Genomic DNA, 14389 nt, shown 5'->3' on the forward strand with positions numbered 1-14389 from the left:
GGCTGTATGGGTGGGCGTCGTCGGGGTCGAGCGTCAGGAGCGACCGAACCGCCGGTGCGCGGCTTGCTTGCTCACTCCCAGCGCGCTCGCGATCGCCTGCCACGAGTATCCGAGGTTGCGGGCGCGGCGCACATTCGCCTCTTCGGCGCGAGCGATCTCCTTGCGTGTCTCGGCGAGCCTGTGCAGTGCGGCCAGGGGCTCGCTGCCGTCGTCCTGTGCGATCGCGGTCGGCTTTGTCATGATGGACCTCCTGCGTCAATACTTGTTGACTTCGTCACGGATGTCAATTTTTGTTGACGCCGCGGGTTATGCCGAGGCCCTCGGTATCCCGCTTCTGACGCTCGACCGCACGCTCGCGAAAACGGCGGCGCGCTACTGCGAGGTCATCGTCCTCTGACGGACGTCCCGATGCAGAGAAGCGGCCTCCTGGTGGGGAGGCCGCCTCTCAGCGATCAGAGCTCGACGGCGGCGGCGACCCCGAGGTCGTCGTCGTAGTCGTGGTCCTTGGTCTCGGGCGTGAAGATCAGCGCGACGAAGGTCAGCACGCCCATCGCCGACAGGTACAGACCGACCAGCCACGGGGCACCGCCCGCTGCCTCCCACAGCTTCAGGGCGATCAGTGGTGCCACGGCGGCGCCGAGGATCGACGACACGTTGTAGGCGATCGCCGACCCCGTGTACCGCACGTTCGTCGGGAACAGTTCGGGCAGCAGCGCACCCATCGGGCCGAACGTCGCCCCCATCAACATGAAGCCGAAGACGAGGAACGCCTGCGTGAGGGCACCCGTGAACTTCGGGTCGACGGCGGGCAGCAGGAACGTGTTGAACGTGAAGCCGAACACGATGATCGCGCCCGTGACCCAGAGCAGCAGCTTGCGTCGACCGATCGCGTCGGCGATCGGCCCGGACAGCAGCGTGAAGATGCCGAAGAACACCACGCCGATGATCTGCATCAGCACGAAGTCGGTGTAGCCGAAGCCGAGGCCGGGGTAGAACTGCGCCGCGAACTTGGTCGGGTCGAAGGGGGCGCCCGTCGCCTCTGCGGCAGCCTTCGCGGCGGCCGAAGCAGTCTCCAGCGACGCGGGCTTGGTGCCGTAGGCGAGGGTGAAGTTCGTCATCAGGTAGAACAGCACGTACGTCGCCAGCATGATGAACGTGCCGAGGATCAGCTGCTTCCAGTGGTGGCGGAAGACGGTCGCCAGCGGGAGCTTGCGGATGGCGCCCTTGGTCTCGGCCTTCTTGAAGGTGTCGGACTCGACGAGCTTCAGTCGCACCCACAGGCCGATGATCACCATGACGGCGGAGAACAGGAACGGGATGCGCCAGCCCCAGGAGAGGAACGCCTCGGACTTGAGGACCGGGTTCTCGGCGTGCGGCAGCAGCCAGTTGATCGCGAGGAAGAGGAAGTTGGCGATGATGAAGCCGAGCGGTGCGCCCAGCTGCGGGAAGGTGCCGTACCAGGCGCGCTTGCCCTTCGGGGCGTTCTCGGTGGCGACCAGAGCCGCGCCCGACCACTCACCACCGAGCGCGAAGCCCTGAGCGAGACGCAGGATCAGCAGCAGGAGCGCTGCCCACCAGCCGATGTCCTGGTACGTGGGGAGCAAGCCGATCACGAAGGTCGCGATGCCCATCGTCAGCAGTGATGCGACGAGGGTGGCCTTGCGGCCGAACTTGTCGCCGAAGTGGCCGAAGACCACGGCGCCGATGGGGCGCGCGACCATCGCTGCACCGAAGACGGCGAACGACGACAGGAGCGAGGTGGTGTCGTCTCCGGTCGGGAAGAACAGCACGGGGAACACGAGAACGGCCGCCGTCGCATACGCGTAGAAGTCGTAGAACTCGATGGTCGTGCCGACCAGACTCGCGGTGATGACGCGCGAGCGTGGGTTCGCAGGCGCAGTGGCAGTACTCATGAGGCTCCTCCGTTCAGCCCCTTGGTATACCGGGGACTCGGCGAGTTTACGCCTTCCTGAGTGTTGGCTGTGTACGCGTTTCGCGTGTCATCCGGTGCGCGACCCGGATGCGTAGAGTCGAGGGCGGCGAAAGGCGGGAGGAACGATGACCACGAGGATGCTGCTCCTGGCCGACACCCACGTGCCGAAGCGGGCGAGAAGGCTGCCGGATGCGGTGCTGCAGGCGGTCGACGATGCCGAGATCGTGGTGCACGCGGGCGACTGGGTCGACGAAGCCACACTCGATCTGCTCGAGTCGCGGTCTCGGGTACTGCACGGCGTGTACGGCAACAACGACGGGTCCGAGCTGCGGTCACGTCTTCCGGAGGTCGCCCGGTTCACGGTCGAGGGCGTCGATGTCGCCGTCGTGCACGAGACGGGGGAGTCCCGCAAGCGTGAGGAGCGGATGGACGAGGCGTACCCGGGCATCGATCTCCTCGTATTCGGGCACTCGCACATTCCCTGGGACACCGTGTCGCCCGCGGGCCTCCGGCTGCTCAACCCCGGATCGCCCACGGATCGGCGTCGGCAGCCGGTGTGCACGATGATGTGGGTCGAGGTGGACGGACGCCGGATCGAGGCGACGCTGCTGCCGTTGTCGTGATTCATCCGCCCGTCTCCCGCGCTCCCCTGCGCTCCGGCGTCACTCCTCCGTGACGCCGAGTGCCGGTGCCTCGACGAACCGGGCGACGGGTGCCAGAATCTGCTCGAGTTCGAGAACGACGAGCCGGTTGCGGCCCTCGCGCGTTGCCGGGGCCGGCACGTAGAGCGTGCGCTGCGGTCCGTTGCGCCAATAGCGGCCGAGGAAGAATCCGTTGACGAACGCGTATCCCTTGCTCCATGGTGCGGTGTCGAGGAACAGGTCGGCAGGGGCATCCAGGGTGAACTCGGCCGTCCACGCGAGCGGGCGTTCTCCCGCAGCATCCGTCGGCTGACCCGCATCGATCTCCGCGGCGACGGCGGCGACGTCGAGGGGTGTCGAGCGCCACCCGGTTATGGGCGTGCCATCGAGCGTGACCGCGCCGATCAGGCCCTTCTCCTCCCCGAGTCGGTGGTCGTAGTTCACGCGACCCTGGTCCTCGACCAGGATGCTGAGGGTACGGCCCTTCGGGATGCGGATCGCACGGTCGTGTCGCGTGCGGGAGAGCGTGCCGACAGCGACCCCGTCGACGCTGACCCAGGCGAGGTCGCGCACCTCGTCGGTGACGAGGAGACCGCCGCTCCCGTCCGGGAGGTCGACGTCGTAGCGCACCAGCGCACTCAGGTGTCCGAGAGCGTCGAAGCTCTGCGGCTGCGCGGTGACCGTGCCGGCCCCGTCGCCGCCCGTCCAGGTTCCGACGGGGGAGAGGGAGACGTCGAACGCGGGGGCAGCGATCGTGACTGCCGGCATCTCTTCCGGCACCGGAGCGTACTTCGCGATCACCTCTCGGAAGGCGAAGAACTTCTCCGTGGGGTTGCCGGCCTCGTCGAGCGGCGCGTCGTAGTCGTAGGAGGTCACGAGCGGCAGGTAGCGGCCCTTGTCGTTCGCGCCGTTGGTGAGCCCGAAGTTCGTGCCGCCGTGGAACATGTAGATGTTGACCGACGCTCCGGCGGCGAGAAGGGCATCGAGATCGGCTGCGGCAGCGGCGACATCCGTCGTGTGATGCACTCCGCCCCACCAGTCGAACCAGCCGTCCCAGAACTCCGAGCACATCAGGGGGCCCGTCGGCTGGTGCCGCCGCAGGGTGGCGAGGCGTTCCGCGCTGCGGGATCCGAAGGAGCCGGTCTTGTGCAGGCCAGGAAGGCTGCCGTCGCTCAGCATCTGATCCACGGGTTGATCCACGGTCGTCAGCGGCACCGTGATTCCGGCATCGCGCGTGACGGCGACCAGGGCCTCGAGGTAGGCCTTGTCCGCGCCGTAAGCGCCGTACTCGTTCTCGATCTGCACGAGCACGACGGGCCCGCCCCGGTCGATCTGGCGCGGCGCGACGATGTCGTACACGCGTCGCAGGTAGGCGCTCACCTCGACGAGGAAGTCGGGAGCCGACGATCGCAGGTTCTCCATGCTCCCGGTCAGCCACACCGGCAGACCGCCGTTGTGCCACTCGGCGCAGATGTAGGGACCCGGGCGCACGATCGCATCCAGACCCTCGGCATGAACGAGGTCGAGGAAGCGTCCGAGATCGTTCCACCCGGTCGTGTCCCACTCGCCGCGCCGCGGTGCGTGCGCATTCCAGGCGACATACGTCTCGATCGTGTTCAGGCCCATCAGCCGTGCCTTGCGGATGCGGTCCTGCCACAGGTCCGGGTGCACGCGGAAGTAGTGGATGGCGCCGGAGATCACCTGATGCGGCTGACCGTCGCGGAGGAAGTCGGTGTCGCCGAGAGAGAACGTGGTCACGTGTCGGAGTGCTTTCGATCGAGGAGCTGAGCCGGCCCCGCACGGGGCCGGCTCAGCCGCGGGTGTTACTTGTTGACGGTGAAGCCCTGGGCGTTGCCGTACTCGACCAGCGCGTCCTGCCAGGCCGTCAGGCCCTCGTTCAGGTCGGTGCCGTTCTGGTACGACTGGCCCACGGTGTCGCCGAAGATGCTGTTCGCGTACACCTGGTAGGGCAGGTAGCTCCAGTCCTCGACCACGTCGTCGGCTGCGGCCGCGAGGACCTCGTTGATCTTCTGGCCGCCGAAGTACTCCGGAGCATCGGCGAGGAATTCCTCGCTGGAGAGCTCGGCGGTCGTCGACGGGAAGCCGCCCGACTCGAGGAAGATCGAGATGCTCTCCTCCGAGTTGTTCAGCCACCACAGGAAGCCGGCCGCCAGCTCCGGGTTCTTGCTCTGCGTCGTGACGGCCTGACCGCCACCGCCGTTCTCGGCGCTCGCCGGGGTGCCGTCGTAGGTCGGCATCGGGGCGACGCGCCAGTCGCCGGCGCCGTCGGGCGCGCCGGTGATGAGGTTGCCGGGCATCCAGGCGCCGATCACGAGGGTGGCGAGGCTGCCGTCACCGAGGCCGCGGAACCACTCGTCGCTCCAGCTGCCGTAGGGTGCGACCAGGTCTTCCTCGACGAGGCGGTTCCAGTTCTCGGTCCACTTCTTCGACCCCTCGTCCTGCAGGTCGATCGTGACGTCGGTGCCCGAGGTCTCGAACGGCTTGCCGCCGGCCTGCCAGATCATGGAGGTCGCGAAGCCGGCGTCGCCGGTGTCGTTGGTGATGTAGGCGTCGGGGTTCGCGGCGTGGATCTTCTTCGCCGCCTCGTAGTACTCGTCCCAGGTGGTCGGCACTTCGACGCCCGCGGCGTCGAACACGGTCTTGTTGTAGAACAGCGCCATGGGGCCGGAGTCCTGCGGCAGGCCGTAGATGGCGTCGCCGCTGGTGACCGAGTTCCAGGTGGATGCGGTGTAGTCGTCCTCGAAATCGGCGAACCCGTACTTCGACAGGTCGGCGAAAGCGTCGGTCAGGGCGAACTGCGGCAAGGCGTAGTACTCGACCTGCACGACGTCGGGGGCACCGGAGCCCGCCTTGATCGCGTTCTGCAGCTTCGTGTACTCCTCGTTGTTGGTGCCGGCGTTGACGAGGTTGACCTTGACGTTCGGGTATTCCTTCTGGAACGCCTCGACCTGGGCCTCGGCAGACGGCGTCCACGACCAGTATGTGATCTCGCCGCCCTTCTCGAGTGCAGCCTCGACGGAGTCGAAGGAGCCGGATCCGGAACCGGATCCGCTGCCCGCGTCGCCGCCGGTGCTGCAGCCGGCCAGCGCCAGTGCTGCCACGGTTCCTGCGGCGAGCACCGCGAGGGTGCGCCGTGTCGGTGAGGGAAGGTGCTTCATTGCTGTGTCCTTTCGGGGGTGCGGTCCAGCATCGGATCGCGAGGGGGTGAGGAAGGAGTGCGGGGCTACTGCTTGACGCTGCCCGCGGTGAGACCTGACTGCCAGAAGCGCTGCAGCAGCAGGAAGGCGATGACGATCGGGATGATCGTGAGCAGCGAGCCCATGATCACGAGGTTGTAGATCGGCTGGGAGCCGGCGCCGATGGCCTGGGCGCTCCACTGGTTGAGGCCGACCGTGAGCGGATACCAGGCGGGATCCGACAGCATGATCAGGGGGAGGAAGTAGTTGTTCCAGGTCGCCACGACCGTGAACAGCGCGACCGTCACGATGCCGGGCGCGAGCAGGCGCATCGAGATCGTGAAGAAGGTCCGGAACTCTCCGGCGCCGTCGATGCGCGCGGCCTCCAGCAGCTCGGTCGGCACGGACTCGGAGGCGAACACCCAGATCAGATACAGCCCGAAGGGGCTGATGAGAGACGGGATGATCACGGCCCAGGGGGTGTTGGTCAGGCCCAGCTCGCTGAACAGCAGGAATGTCGGGACGGCGAGCGCCGTGCCGGGAACGGCGACCGCTCCGAGGACGACGGCGAAGACCGCGCGTCGGCCGGGGAAACGGAACTTCGCGAGGCCGTAGCCGGCCAGTGTGGCGAGCAGTGTCGCCCCGCCCGCGCCGACGACGACGTACAGCAGCGTGTTGCCGAGCCAGCGCAGGAAGATGCCGTCGCGGTACGAGAACGTGGCGACGAGGTTGTCGAAGAACGCGAAGTCATCGGAGAACCAGAGGCCGAACGAGCTGAAGAGTCCCGCCTGCGTCTTAGTGGAGCTGAACAGCAGCCAGACCAGGGGCACGAGCGTGTACAGCGCGTAGACGATCATGACGATCAGCAGCGTGTTGGACTTGCGCGGGTTCAGCGGATCGTGGCGACGGCGAGAGGGGCGGGCGAGGGGGAGTGCCATGTCAGCGCACCTCCGACTTCGAGCCGCGCAGCTGCACGACGTAGGCGATGACCGCGGTGATGATGCCCATGATGATGGCGATCGTGGCGGCGTAGTTGAACTGCTGTCCGGCGAACGACAGGTTGTAGGCGTACATGTTCGGCGTGAAGAACGTGGTGATCACGTTCGGAGCCAGGGGCCGCAGGATGTTCGGCTCGTTGAAGAGTTGGAAGCTGCCGATGATCGAGAAGATCGTCGCGATCACGAGCGCGCCGCGCACGGAGGGGATCTTGATCGAGAAGATCGTGCGCCATGCCCCCGCGCCGTCGAGGGAGGCGGCCTCGTACATGTCGGTCGGGATGCTCTTGAGCGATGAGTAGAAGATCAGCATGTTGTAGCCGACGAACTCCCACGTGACGATGTTGCCGATCGAGACCAGCATCCATTCCTTGGCGAACGGCGTGATGGCGTCGACTCCGAGGAAGTCGTTGATGTTGCTCGTGAGCCCGAACTGGTCGCCGTAGATGTAGCCCCACATCAGCACCGCCACGACGGCGGGTACCGCGTAGGGCAGGAAGATGAGGATGCGGAAGAACGATGCTCCGCGCAGGCGTGCGCTGTCGATGGCCAGGGCGGCACCGAGGGCGAGGACCAGCATGATCGGCACCTGCACGACGAGGAAGATCAGCACGCGGCCGAACGCCTCCCAGAACTGCGGGTCGGTGAGCGCGCGGACGTAGTTGTCCAGCCCGACGAAGGCGGTGCCGCCGATGAGCTTCTCCTGGAAGAAGCTCAGGTACAGCGCGTAGGCGAGCGGTGTCAGGAACACCAGGGCGAACACGACCATGAACGGACCGACGAAGGTCCAGCCCTTCCAGTCGCGCTTGTCGCGGCGCCGGATGCCGGGGGCACCCAGGGCGACGGGGGTTTCAGTCGTCATCGACGATTCCTTCTTACGTTCCGGGCGCACCGTGCGCCGTGTGTCAACGTCAACATATGCGATGCGCTGCTAGTGTGTCAACGTCAACATATGAGGGGATGGGTGATCGTGACCCCAGAGCAACCGACAGAGACGTCGGCACGTCGTCGTGAGCCTTCGATGGAAGACGTCGCCCGTGAGGCGGGCGTCTCCGGACAGACGGTCTCTCGCGTCGTGAACGCCAGGGGATACGTCGGCGCCGCCACCCGCGAGCGCGTCGAGGCCGCGATGCAGAGCCTCGGCTACCGACCCAACAGTGCCGCCCGCGCGCTGCGGTCAGGGCGATTCCGCACCATCGGCGTCGTGATGTTCTCGTTCAGCTCGTACGGCAACCAGCGCACGCTCGACGCGATCGCGGTGCGCGCCGCCCAGCTCGGCTACGCGCTCACCCTCATCCCCGTGGAGTCGAGTGCCGGCGAGACCGTGGCCGGTGCGTTCCGGCGCCTGGAGGAGCACGCGGTCGACGGCATCATCATCGTGATCGAGGCACACCAGCTCGACGAGGCCGACATCGAGATCCCCGATGCCCTGCCCGTGGTGTTCGTCGACTCCAATCGCGGCGAGACGCTTCCGTTCGTCGACACCGACCAGGCGCAGGGTGCGCGGCTGGCGACCGAGCATCTGCTCGAACTCGGACACGACACGGTGTGGCACGTCACCGGTCCCGCGCGCTCGTACTCCGCGGAACGGCGTCGCGATGCCTGGCGGGAGACGCTCGAGAAGCACCGACGCCCGGTGCCGGAACCGTTGCAGGGCGACTGGTCGGCCGCCTCGGGGTACGTGGCGGGTCTCCGGCTCCGTGAGATCGACGGCGTCACCGCGGTGTTCGCGGCGAACGACCAGATGGCGATCGGCGTGCTCCGCGCGTTCCGCGAGGCCGGACGCGAGGTGCCGGGAGATGTGAGCCTCGTCGGATTCGACGGATTGCCGGATGCCGCGCAGCTGTGGCCGCCGCTGACGACCGTGCAGCAGCATCCGGAACGGGTCGGGGCGCTCGCGGTGGACGCGCTGCTCGCCGAGCTCGACGGCACCGGACGTCAGCAGACGCCGCTCGTGAGCACCGAGCTCGTCGTGCGCGAGAGCACGGCGGCGCCGCGGAAACGCTGAGCGCTCAGCGCCAGATCGCGGCGATGGCGGCGTTGGCGGCGGTGAGGATGCCGACGAGCCAGAACACCGCCGGCGGGATGGCTGCTCCGCGGCGCTGACGGCCCAGGCCGATTCCGAGCAGCGCACCGATGACGAGCAGGATCACGAGCTTGACGCCGATCTTGACGTAGTTGAGCTCGTACGAGATTCCCCAGGGGGCGGCGAGAGCGAGGCCGGCGACCGCGGCGATCGCCATGCCGATGTTCATCAGACGAGTGAACTCGCGCTTGCCGCCGAACGCCTGGACCGCCCACGCCCCGAAGAGCACGGCGAAGCCGATGAGGTGGACGAACAGCACGATGTGGCGCAGAGTCTCCATGCCCTCACCGTAGGAGGTGCGGGTCGGTCCGCGCTAGCAAGGTCAGGCTGACCTGCGCAGTCGGGCCCGACTCAGCCGCGCAGCTCCCGGACGACGAGCGCGGTGCGCAGTGCGGCATCCGCCGCCTCGGCACCCTTGTCCTCCTTGGAGCCTTCGAGGCCCGCGCGGTCGAGACCCTGCTGCTCGTCATCGAGGGTCAGCACGCCGAACCCGACCGGCTTGCCGGCGTCGAGCGCGACGCGGGTGAGGCCGTCGGTGGTCGCCGCCGACACGTACTCGAAGTGCGGGGTGCCGCCGCGGATGATGACGCCGAGTGCGACGACCGCGTCGGCGCCGCCGGCGAAGGCGGCCTGCGCGGCGAGAGCGAGCTCGAACGAGCCGGGCACCCGCACGAGGCGGTGCGAGGCCTGCGCCTCATTCAGCACGCGCTCCGCGCCGGCGATCAGGCCGTTCGAGATGGTCTCGTGCCAGGTGCCGGCGACGATCACGACGTTCAGACCGCGTCCATCGATGTCGCCGGTCTCGGGTGCTCCTGCGCCGCTCATTTCTCGTCCTTCCCGTGGGCGAGCGCCTCTGCGAGTTCCGCTTCGCCGATGATGTGACCCATCCGGTCACGCTTGGTCTCCAGGTACTGATGGTTGTTCGGTCCGACGCCCACGATCAGGGGGACCTGCTCGATGACGTCGAGTCCCAGCTCGCGCAGCTGCTCCACCTTGTCGGTGTTGTTGGTCAGCAGCCGCACCTTCGACACACCCAGATCGGCGAGGATGCCCGCTGCCGCGGCGTAGTCGCGTGCGTCAGCCGGCAGCCCGAGGGCGAGGTTCGCGTCGACGGTGTCGAGGCCCTCTTCCTGCAGGCTGTATGCCCGCAGCTTGTTGATGAGGCCGATGCCGCGTCCCTCGTGCCCGCGCATGTAGATGACGACGCCGCCCTGCTTCTCGATCGCGTCGAGCGCCGAATCCAGTTGCGGTCCGCACTCGCACTTCAGCGAGCCGAACGCCTCGCCGGTCAGGCACTCCGAGTGCACGCGCACGAGAGCCGTCTCGCCGAGTTCGCCCGAGACGACGGCGATGTGGTCGGTCCCCGTCACCCGGTCCTTGTAGGCGAGGAACCGGAAGACCCCGTGGGTCGTCGGCACCGTGGCGTCGGCGCGCAGGCTCACGCGGCGCCCGCGATGCGCCGAGGGAGTGGCGCCTTCGGGATCGATGTCATTGAGGTGCGCGATGAGCTGCTCGATCGTGATGACCGGCACGCCGTCGCGCGCTCCGAGGTCGATCAGGCCGGGGAGACGCATCATGCTGCCGTCTTCGGCGACCACCTCGGCGATCGCACCAACCGGCCGCAGGCCTGCGAGCTTCATCAGCTCGACGGCGGCCTCGGTATGACCGCTGCGCTCGCGCACGCCTCCGTCGACGGCGCGCAGCGGCAGGACGTGGCCCGGACGGATGATGCTGGTCGCCGTCGATCCCGGGTTCGCCAGCACGTTCAGCGTGTGCGCGCGGTCGTGGGCGCTGATGCCGGTGGTGACGCCCTCGGCCGCGTCCACACTCACCGTGTAGGCGGTGGAGCGGGCGTCTTCGCTGGCGGCCACCATCGGCGGCAGGTTCAGGTGGTCGGCGAGGTCGGTCGGCATCGGCGCGCAGATGAAGCCGGACGACCAGCGCACCGTCCACGCCACCCACTCGGGCGTGGCCAGCTCAGCCGACAGGATCACGTCGCCCTCGTTCTCGCGATTCTCGTCGTCAGCGACGAGCACGGGGCGCCCGGCGCGCAGCGCCTCCAGGGCCTCGGCGATGGTGGAAAGGCTCATCGCGAGCCTCCTTCCGGTGCGGCGCGGAACGCGAGCAGGCGCTCGACGTGACGGGCGAGGATGTCGGTCTCGAGGTTCACACGGTCGCCGACCGCTCGGCTGCCGAGGGTGGTCGCGGCGAGGGTCTCCGGGATCAGCGAGACCTCGAACCACGGGGAGGGGTCGGCGGGCTCGCTGACGGCACTCACGGTCAGTGACGTTCCGTCGACGGAGATGGAGCCCTTGTCGACCACGAGCGGGGCGAGGTCAGTCGGCAGGCTGATGCGCAGCACGCTCCACTGGGCACCGGGTCGCACCTCGAGCACGTCGCCGACTCCGTCGACATGTCCCTGCACGATGTGTCCGCCCAGTCGTGCACCGACAGGCATGGCCTTCTCGATGTTGACGCGGGTGCCGACCGTCGCCGATCCGATCGCGGCGACGTCGAGCGTCTGCTTCATCACGTCGGTGTCGAAGGTGTCGGCAGTCGAGCCGACGACCGTGAGGCACACGCCCGAGACGGCGATGGACTCGCCGTGCACGGCATCCGCTGCCGCGCGGGGGGCGCGCACGGTCAGGCGCCAGCCGTCGCCCGCGGGCGCGATCGCGGTGATCTCGCCCATCTCCTCGATGATTCCGGTGAACATCAGGCGGCTCCTTCGTTCTGGTTCTGAGGGTCTGTCGGTGCTGCGGGGCGTGCGACGGCGAGCAGATCGGGTCCGAGGGGGACCCATTCGTCGATCGTGAGGCGGCGCGCATGGTCGATCGATGCGACGCCGATGTCGCCGAGGGCGAGCTTGTCGCCGCCGAGCAGCACCGGCGCGATGTAGGCGAGCACCCGGTCGGCCAGGCCCGCCTGGATGAAGGCGCTGGCCAGGGTCGGCCCACCCTCGACGAAGACGCGCTGGATGCCACGCGCGTGCAGATCGGCGGTCACCGCGTGCAGATCGTGGGTGTCGTAGAAGAGTGGGGAGTGCGGATGACGGTGCACGGCGGCGTCCGTCGGCGTCGGGCGCGAACCGATGACGACCGGGACGGGCTGGTGCGGCAGCAGAGCGTCGCCGTCGCGGGCGGTGAGAGCCGGGTCGTCGGCGAGCACGGTGCCGGTGCCGACGACGATCGCGTCGGCCTCCGCGCGGCGGTGGTGCACGTCGGCCCGAGCGGCCGGTCCCGTGATCCACTGGCTCGAGCCGTCGGCGGCAGCGGCGCGACCGTCGAGGCTCTGCGCCCACTTGACCGTGATGTGCGGGCGTCCCAGGCGTTGTGCCGTCAGCCAGCCGTCGATCAGGGCATGCGCGGCATCCGCCTGCTCACCCGAGTCGACGTCGACGCCGGCGGCGCGCAGGCGCTCCGCTCCGCCTCCTGATTCGGCGCCGGGATCGTCGAGGGCGTACACGACTCTGGCGACCCCTGCCTCGATCAGCGCGACGGCGCAGGGCCCGGTGCGTCCGGTGTGATTGCAGGGCTCGAGCGTCACGACGGCAGTGGCGCCGCGGGCGTCGCCGGGTGCGAGCTTCGAGAGCGCGTCGACCTCGGCGTGCGGTGTCCCGGCTCCCTGATGCCAGCCCTCGGCGAGGACCGTGCCATCGGGGGAGAGGATGACCGCGCCGACCTGCGGGTTCGCCCCGCGCGGTCCGCGCGTGGCGAGCTGGAGCGCGCGATCCATCGCGCTGCGCTCTGCCGCGTTCACTGCCATCCGTCGTCCTCCTCTGAGGCTCCGGGGTCAGACAGGGATGGCGGAACGGACGCACGGATGCGTCTCGTGCTGCCTCCCTTCCGGACTAGCGAGGTCTCCCTCGCATCACCGTCGGTCCCGGAATTTCACCGGATCGGCATCCCGATCTCTCGAGACGCTCGCGGACTGTCACCGCCGGTTCGGATTCCCACCGACCCCGGAGCACGTTGTTGTTCTGAGTGTACTCAACGCATCTGCGCGCATTTCATTCCGAGACATGGACCGGGAGGGCCCGGAAGGGCGAGGTCACTTCAACAGTCGAGAGAGACGACGGTCGGCGAGCACCTTGCCGCCGGTCTGGCACGTGGGGCAGTACTCGAGGGAGCGGTCGGCGAAGAACACGCTGCGGACGGTGTCACCGCAGACGGGGCATGCCTCGCCGCGACGCGCATGCACCTGCATCCCCCGTCGCTTGGCGTCTTTGAGGTCGGCGGGCGGTTTGCCCGATGCCTCGGCGACCGCCTCGGTGAGCGTCTCGCGCATCGCGTCGTACAGGCGGTCGATCTCGGCATCGTCGAGCTTTCCCGCGATCGCGTACGGCGACATCCGGGCGGCGTGCAGGATCTCGTCGGAGTACGCGTTGCCGATCCCCGCGATCACCGCCTGGTCGCGCAGCAGTCCCTTGATCTGCATCCGCCGGTCTTCCAGCAGCGCAGCGAACGTGCCGCGGTCGAAGGCGGGGTCGAGCGGGTCGGGGCCGAGCCGCGCGATGCCCGGCACCTCCTGCGGATCACGGACCACGTACACCGCGAGCGACTTCTTCGTTCCGGCCTCGGTCAGGTCGAAACCGCTGTCGTCATCGAGCGCGACGCGCAGAGCGATCGGCGACTTGCCGGGTTTGATGAGCGTCGTCGGCAGCGTCTCATACCAGCGCAGCCACCCGGCCTTCGCGAGGTGGAACACGAGATGCAGCTCGTCGCCGCACGACAGCACCACGAACTTTCCGAGCCGGACGGCGGCCGTGATCGTCGCGCCCTGCAACGCGGTGATGGGCGGATCGTAGGTCTTCAGCGCGGCGATCGCCGCGACGCTGGCGCGCGTGATCGTGCGCCCCACGGCGCGGTCGGCGAGGAACGTGGTCAGGCCTTGGACTTCCGGCATCTCCGGCATGCGTTCATCCTGTCATCGGCCGCCGACACTGTCACCCGGTGGGCGTGCGTCTCAGAGGATCGGCCAGTCCACCGGCGTGCGGTCGTCATCAGGCAGCAGGCCGGCGATCCACCCGTCGTCACGACCGCGCGGACTCGTGAGCGCCTGCCGCTGCAGACCCTCGTAGCGGAAGCCGAGCGCGCGGGCGGCGCGGGCGGAAGGGACGTTCCCGGCCACGGCCTGCCAGCGGAGGCGGACGAGCCCGAGCTCGGTGAAACCCCAATCGATCACGGCGCGGGCAGCTTCCGCGAGATGGCCCTTGCCCCGGGCGGCCGGGGTCACCCAGTACCCGAGTTCGGCGCTCCCGCCCGTGAAGTGGGCGGCGATACCGTGCAGACCGATCATGCCCACGAGCTCGTCGTCGGCGTACATACCCCAGACCGCCTCCGAGCCGTCGGCCCACGACCCCGCGACGAGACGCACGAAGTGCTCCGCATCCTCGCGGTTGTAGGGGCTCGGAACCGTCGTCCAGCGCGCGATCTCCGGATCCTGGCACGCCTCTGTGATCGCATCGATGTCCGCCTCCGTCGGTGCATGCAGGACGAGACGTTCGGTGGTCAGGGCGACGGATTCCATCCCGACAG

The 14389-nt window shown here is 68.4% G+C and carries 15 protein-coding genes and 1 riboswitch; of the genes, 2 read left to right on the forward strand and 13 right to left on the reverse strand.

The genetic code is table 11. From position 1 onward, the window contains the following. Nucleotides 1–33: 33 nt before the first annotated feature. Together HCX50_RS08710 and HCX50_RS08715 are read right to left on the reverse strand one after the other, a co-directional pair. Nucleotides 34–240: a transcriptional regulator gene (locus HCX50_RS08710; RefSeq protein WP_091034395.1), complete on the reverse strand. Its 207-nt coding sequence runs from the start codon at nt 238–240 to the stop codon at nt 34–36. Between the two features lie 212 nt (nt 241–452). Continuing rightward, on the reverse strand, nt 453–1913 hold the full coding sequence (locus HCX50_RS08715; RefSeq protein ID WP_167633884.1) for an MFS transporter: 1461 nt from the start codon (nt 1911–1913) through the stop codon (nt 453–455). A 145-nt stretch (nt 1914–2058) separates the two neighbouring features. On the opposite strand from HCX50_RS08715, the gene HCX50_RS08720 reads away from it, so the two are divergent. Continuing rightward, complete coding sequence (locus HCX50_RS08720; RefSeq protein ID WP_091034389.1) at nt 2059–2556, forward strand: metallophosphoesterase family protein; 498 nt, start codon at nt 2059–2061, stop codon at nt 2554–2556. 39 nt (nt 2557–2595) lie between these two features. Here the strand turns inward: HCX50_RS08720 and HCX50_RS08725 are convergent, their stop codons facing one another. The 4 genes from HCX50_RS08725 to HCX50_RS08740 form a co-directional block, all read right to left on the reverse strand. Next, the gene (locus tag HCX50_RS08725) at nt 2596–4332 is read right to left on the reverse strand and encodes a glycoside hydrolase family 35 protein (protein ID WP_091034386.1); all 1737 of its coding nucleotides are present in this window, start codon (nt 4330–4332) and stop codon (nt 2596–2598) included. Nucleotides 4333–4397: 65 nt separating this feature from the next. After that, complete coding sequence (locus tag HCX50_RS08730) at nt 4398–5753, reverse strand: ABC transporter substrate-binding protein (protein WP_091034384.1); 1356 nt, start codon at nt 5751–5753, stop codon at nt 4398–4400. 65 nt (nt 5754–5818) lie between these two features. Beyond that, nucleotides 5819–6709 (reverse strand): carbohydrate ABC transporter permease, encoded by an 891-nt coding sequence (locus tag HCX50_RS08735; RefSeq protein ID WP_051662277.1) that lies wholly within the window; start codon nt 6707–6709, stop codon nt 5819–5821. A gap of 1 nt (nt 6710) precedes the next feature. Next, nucleotides 6711–7628 carry a carbohydrate ABC transporter permease gene (locus tag HCX50_RS08740; RefSeq protein WP_167633886.1) on the reverse strand — a complete coding sequence of 306 codons (918 nt, stop codon included), beginning with the start codon at nt 7626–7628 and terminating at the stop codon, nt 6711–6713. A 159-nt stretch (nt 7629–7787) separates the two neighbouring features. Between HCX50_RS08740 and HCX50_RS08745 the strand changes: the two genes are divergently transcribed. Then, nucleotides 7788–8774: a LacI family DNA-binding transcriptional regulator gene (locus HCX50_RS08745; RefSeq protein WP_205828956.1), complete on the forward strand. Its 987-nt coding sequence runs from the start codon at nt 7788–7790 to the stop codon at nt 8772–8774. Nucleotides 8775–8778: 4 nt separating this feature from the next. Here HCX50_RS08745 and HCX50_RS08750 read toward each other — a convergent pair whose 3' ends face one another. The 7 genes from HCX50_RS08750 to HCX50_RS08780 form a co-directional block, all read right to left on the reverse strand. Next, the gene (locus HCX50_RS08750) at nt 8779–9132 is read right to left on the reverse strand and encodes a hypothetical protein (protein WP_029263008.1); all 354 of its coding nucleotides are present in this window, start codon (nt 9130–9132) and stop codon (nt 8779–8781) included. A 71-nt stretch (nt 9133–9203) separates the two neighbouring features. Then, entirely contained in the window at nt 9204–9677 is a 474-nt protein-coding gene (gene ribH / locus HCX50_RS08755; protein ID WP_029263007.1) for a 6,7-dimethyl-8-ribityllumazine synthase, read from the reverse strand. Then, nucleotides 9674–10942 carry a GTP cyclohydrolase II gene (ribA, locus tag HCX50_RS08760; RefSeq protein ID WP_167633890.1) on the reverse strand — a complete coding sequence of 423 codons (1269 nt, stop codon included), beginning with the start codon at nt 10940–10942 and terminating at the stop codon, nt 9674–9676. Before ribA ends, ribH begins: the two co-directional genes overlap by 4 nt. Next, the gene (locus tag HCX50_RS08765; RefSeq protein WP_091034373.1) at nt 10939–11568 is read right to left on the reverse strand and encodes a riboflavin synthase; all 630 of its coding nucleotides are present in this window, start codon (nt 11566–11568) and stop codon (nt 10939–10941) included. The genes ribA and HCX50_RS08765 overlap by 4 nt, the downstream gene beginning before the upstream one ends. Then, nucleotides 11568–12617 carry a bifunctional diaminohydroxyphosphoribosylaminopyrimidine deaminase/5-amino-6-(5-phosphoribosylamino)uracil reductase RibD gene (gene ribD, locus HCX50_RS08770; protein ID WP_091034370.1) on the reverse strand — a complete coding sequence of 350 codons (1050 nt, stop codon included), beginning with the start codon at nt 12615–12617 and terminating at the stop codon, nt 11568–11570. Before ribD ends, HCX50_RS08765 begins: the two co-directional genes overlap by 1 nt. Nucleotides 12618–12680: 63 nt before the next feature. Further along, a riboswitch (FMN riboswitch) is annotated at nt 12681–12825 on the reverse strand. Nucleotides 12826–12902: 77 nt separating this feature from the next. Continuing rightward, the gene (locus tag HCX50_RS08775) at nt 12903–13766 is read right to left on the reverse strand and encodes an Fpg/Nei family DNA glycosylase (RefSeq protein WP_167633892.1); all 864 of its coding nucleotides are present in this window, start codon (nt 13764–13766) and stop codon (nt 12903–12905) included. A 51-nt stretch (nt 13767–13817) separates the two neighbouring features. Continuing rightward, nucleotides 13818–14381 (reverse strand): GNAT family N-acetyltransferase, encoded by a 564-nt coding sequence (locus HCX50_RS08780; RefSeq protein ID WP_167633894.1) that lies wholly within the window; start codon nt 14379–14381, stop codon nt 13818–13820. Nucleotides 14382–14389 lie beyond the last annotated feature (8 nt).

This window comes from Microbacterium sp. B19(2022), assembly GCF_012030385.1.
GTDB classification, from domain to species: domain Bacteria; phylum Actinomycetota; class Actinomycetes; order Actinomycetales; family Microbacteriaceae; genus Microbacterium; species Microbacterium oxydans_B.

Coding starts and splice junctions, on each gene's coding strand:
- HCX50_RS08710 (WP_091034395.1), bottom strand. CDS start 240: ATGACAAAGCCGACCGCGATCGCACAGGACGACGGCAGCGAGCCCCTG.
- HCX50_RS08715 (WP_167633884.1), bottom strand. CDS start 1,913: ATGAGTACTGCCACTGCGCCTGCGAACCCACGCTCGCGCGTCATCACC.
- HCX50_RS08720 (WP_091034389.1), top strand. CDS start 2,059: ATGACCACGAGGATGCTGCTCCTGGCCGACACCCACGTGCCGAAGCGG.
- HCX50_RS08730 (WP_091034384.1), bottom strand. CDS start 5,753: ATGAAGCACCTTCCCTCACCGACACGGCGCACCCTCGCGGTGCTCGCC.
- HCX50_RS08735 (WP_051662277.1), bottom strand. CDS start 6,709: ATGGCACTCCCCCTCGCCCGCCCCTCTCGCCGTCGCCACGATCCGCTG.
- HCX50_RS08740 (WP_167633886.1), bottom strand. CDS start 7,628: ATGACGACTGAAACCCCCGTCGCCCTGGGTGCCCCCGGCATCCGGCGC.
- HCX50_RS08745 (WP_205828956.1), top strand. CDS start 7,788: ATGGAAGACGTCGCCCGTGAGGCGGGCGTCTCCGGACAGACGGTCTCT.
- HCX50_RS08750 (WP_029263008.1), bottom strand. CDS start 9,132: ATGGAGACTCTGCGCCACATCGTGCTGTTCGTCCACCTCATCGGCTTC.
- ribH (WP_029263007.1), bottom strand. CDS start 9,677: ATGAGCGGCGCAGGAGCACCCGAGACCGGCGACATCGATGGACGCGGT.
- ribA (WP_167633890.1), bottom strand. CDS start 10,942: ATGAGCCTTTCCACCATCGCCGAGGCCCTGGAGGCGCTGCGCGCCGGG.
- HCX50_RS08765 (WP_091034373.1), bottom strand. CDS start 11,568: ATGTTCACCGGAATCATCGAGGAGATGGGCGAGATCACCGCGATCGCG.
- ribD (WP_091034370.1), bottom strand. CDS start 12,617: ATGGCAGTGAACGCGGCAGAGCGCAGCGCGATGGATCGCGCGCTCCAG.
- HCX50_RS08775 (WP_167633892.1), bottom strand. CDS start 13,766: ATGCCGGAGATGCCGGAAGTCCAAGGCCTGACCACGTTCCTCGCCGAC.
- HCX50_RS08780 (WP_167633894.1), bottom strand. CDS start 14,381: ATGGAATCCGTCGCCCTGACCACCGAACGTCTCGTCCTGCATGCACCG.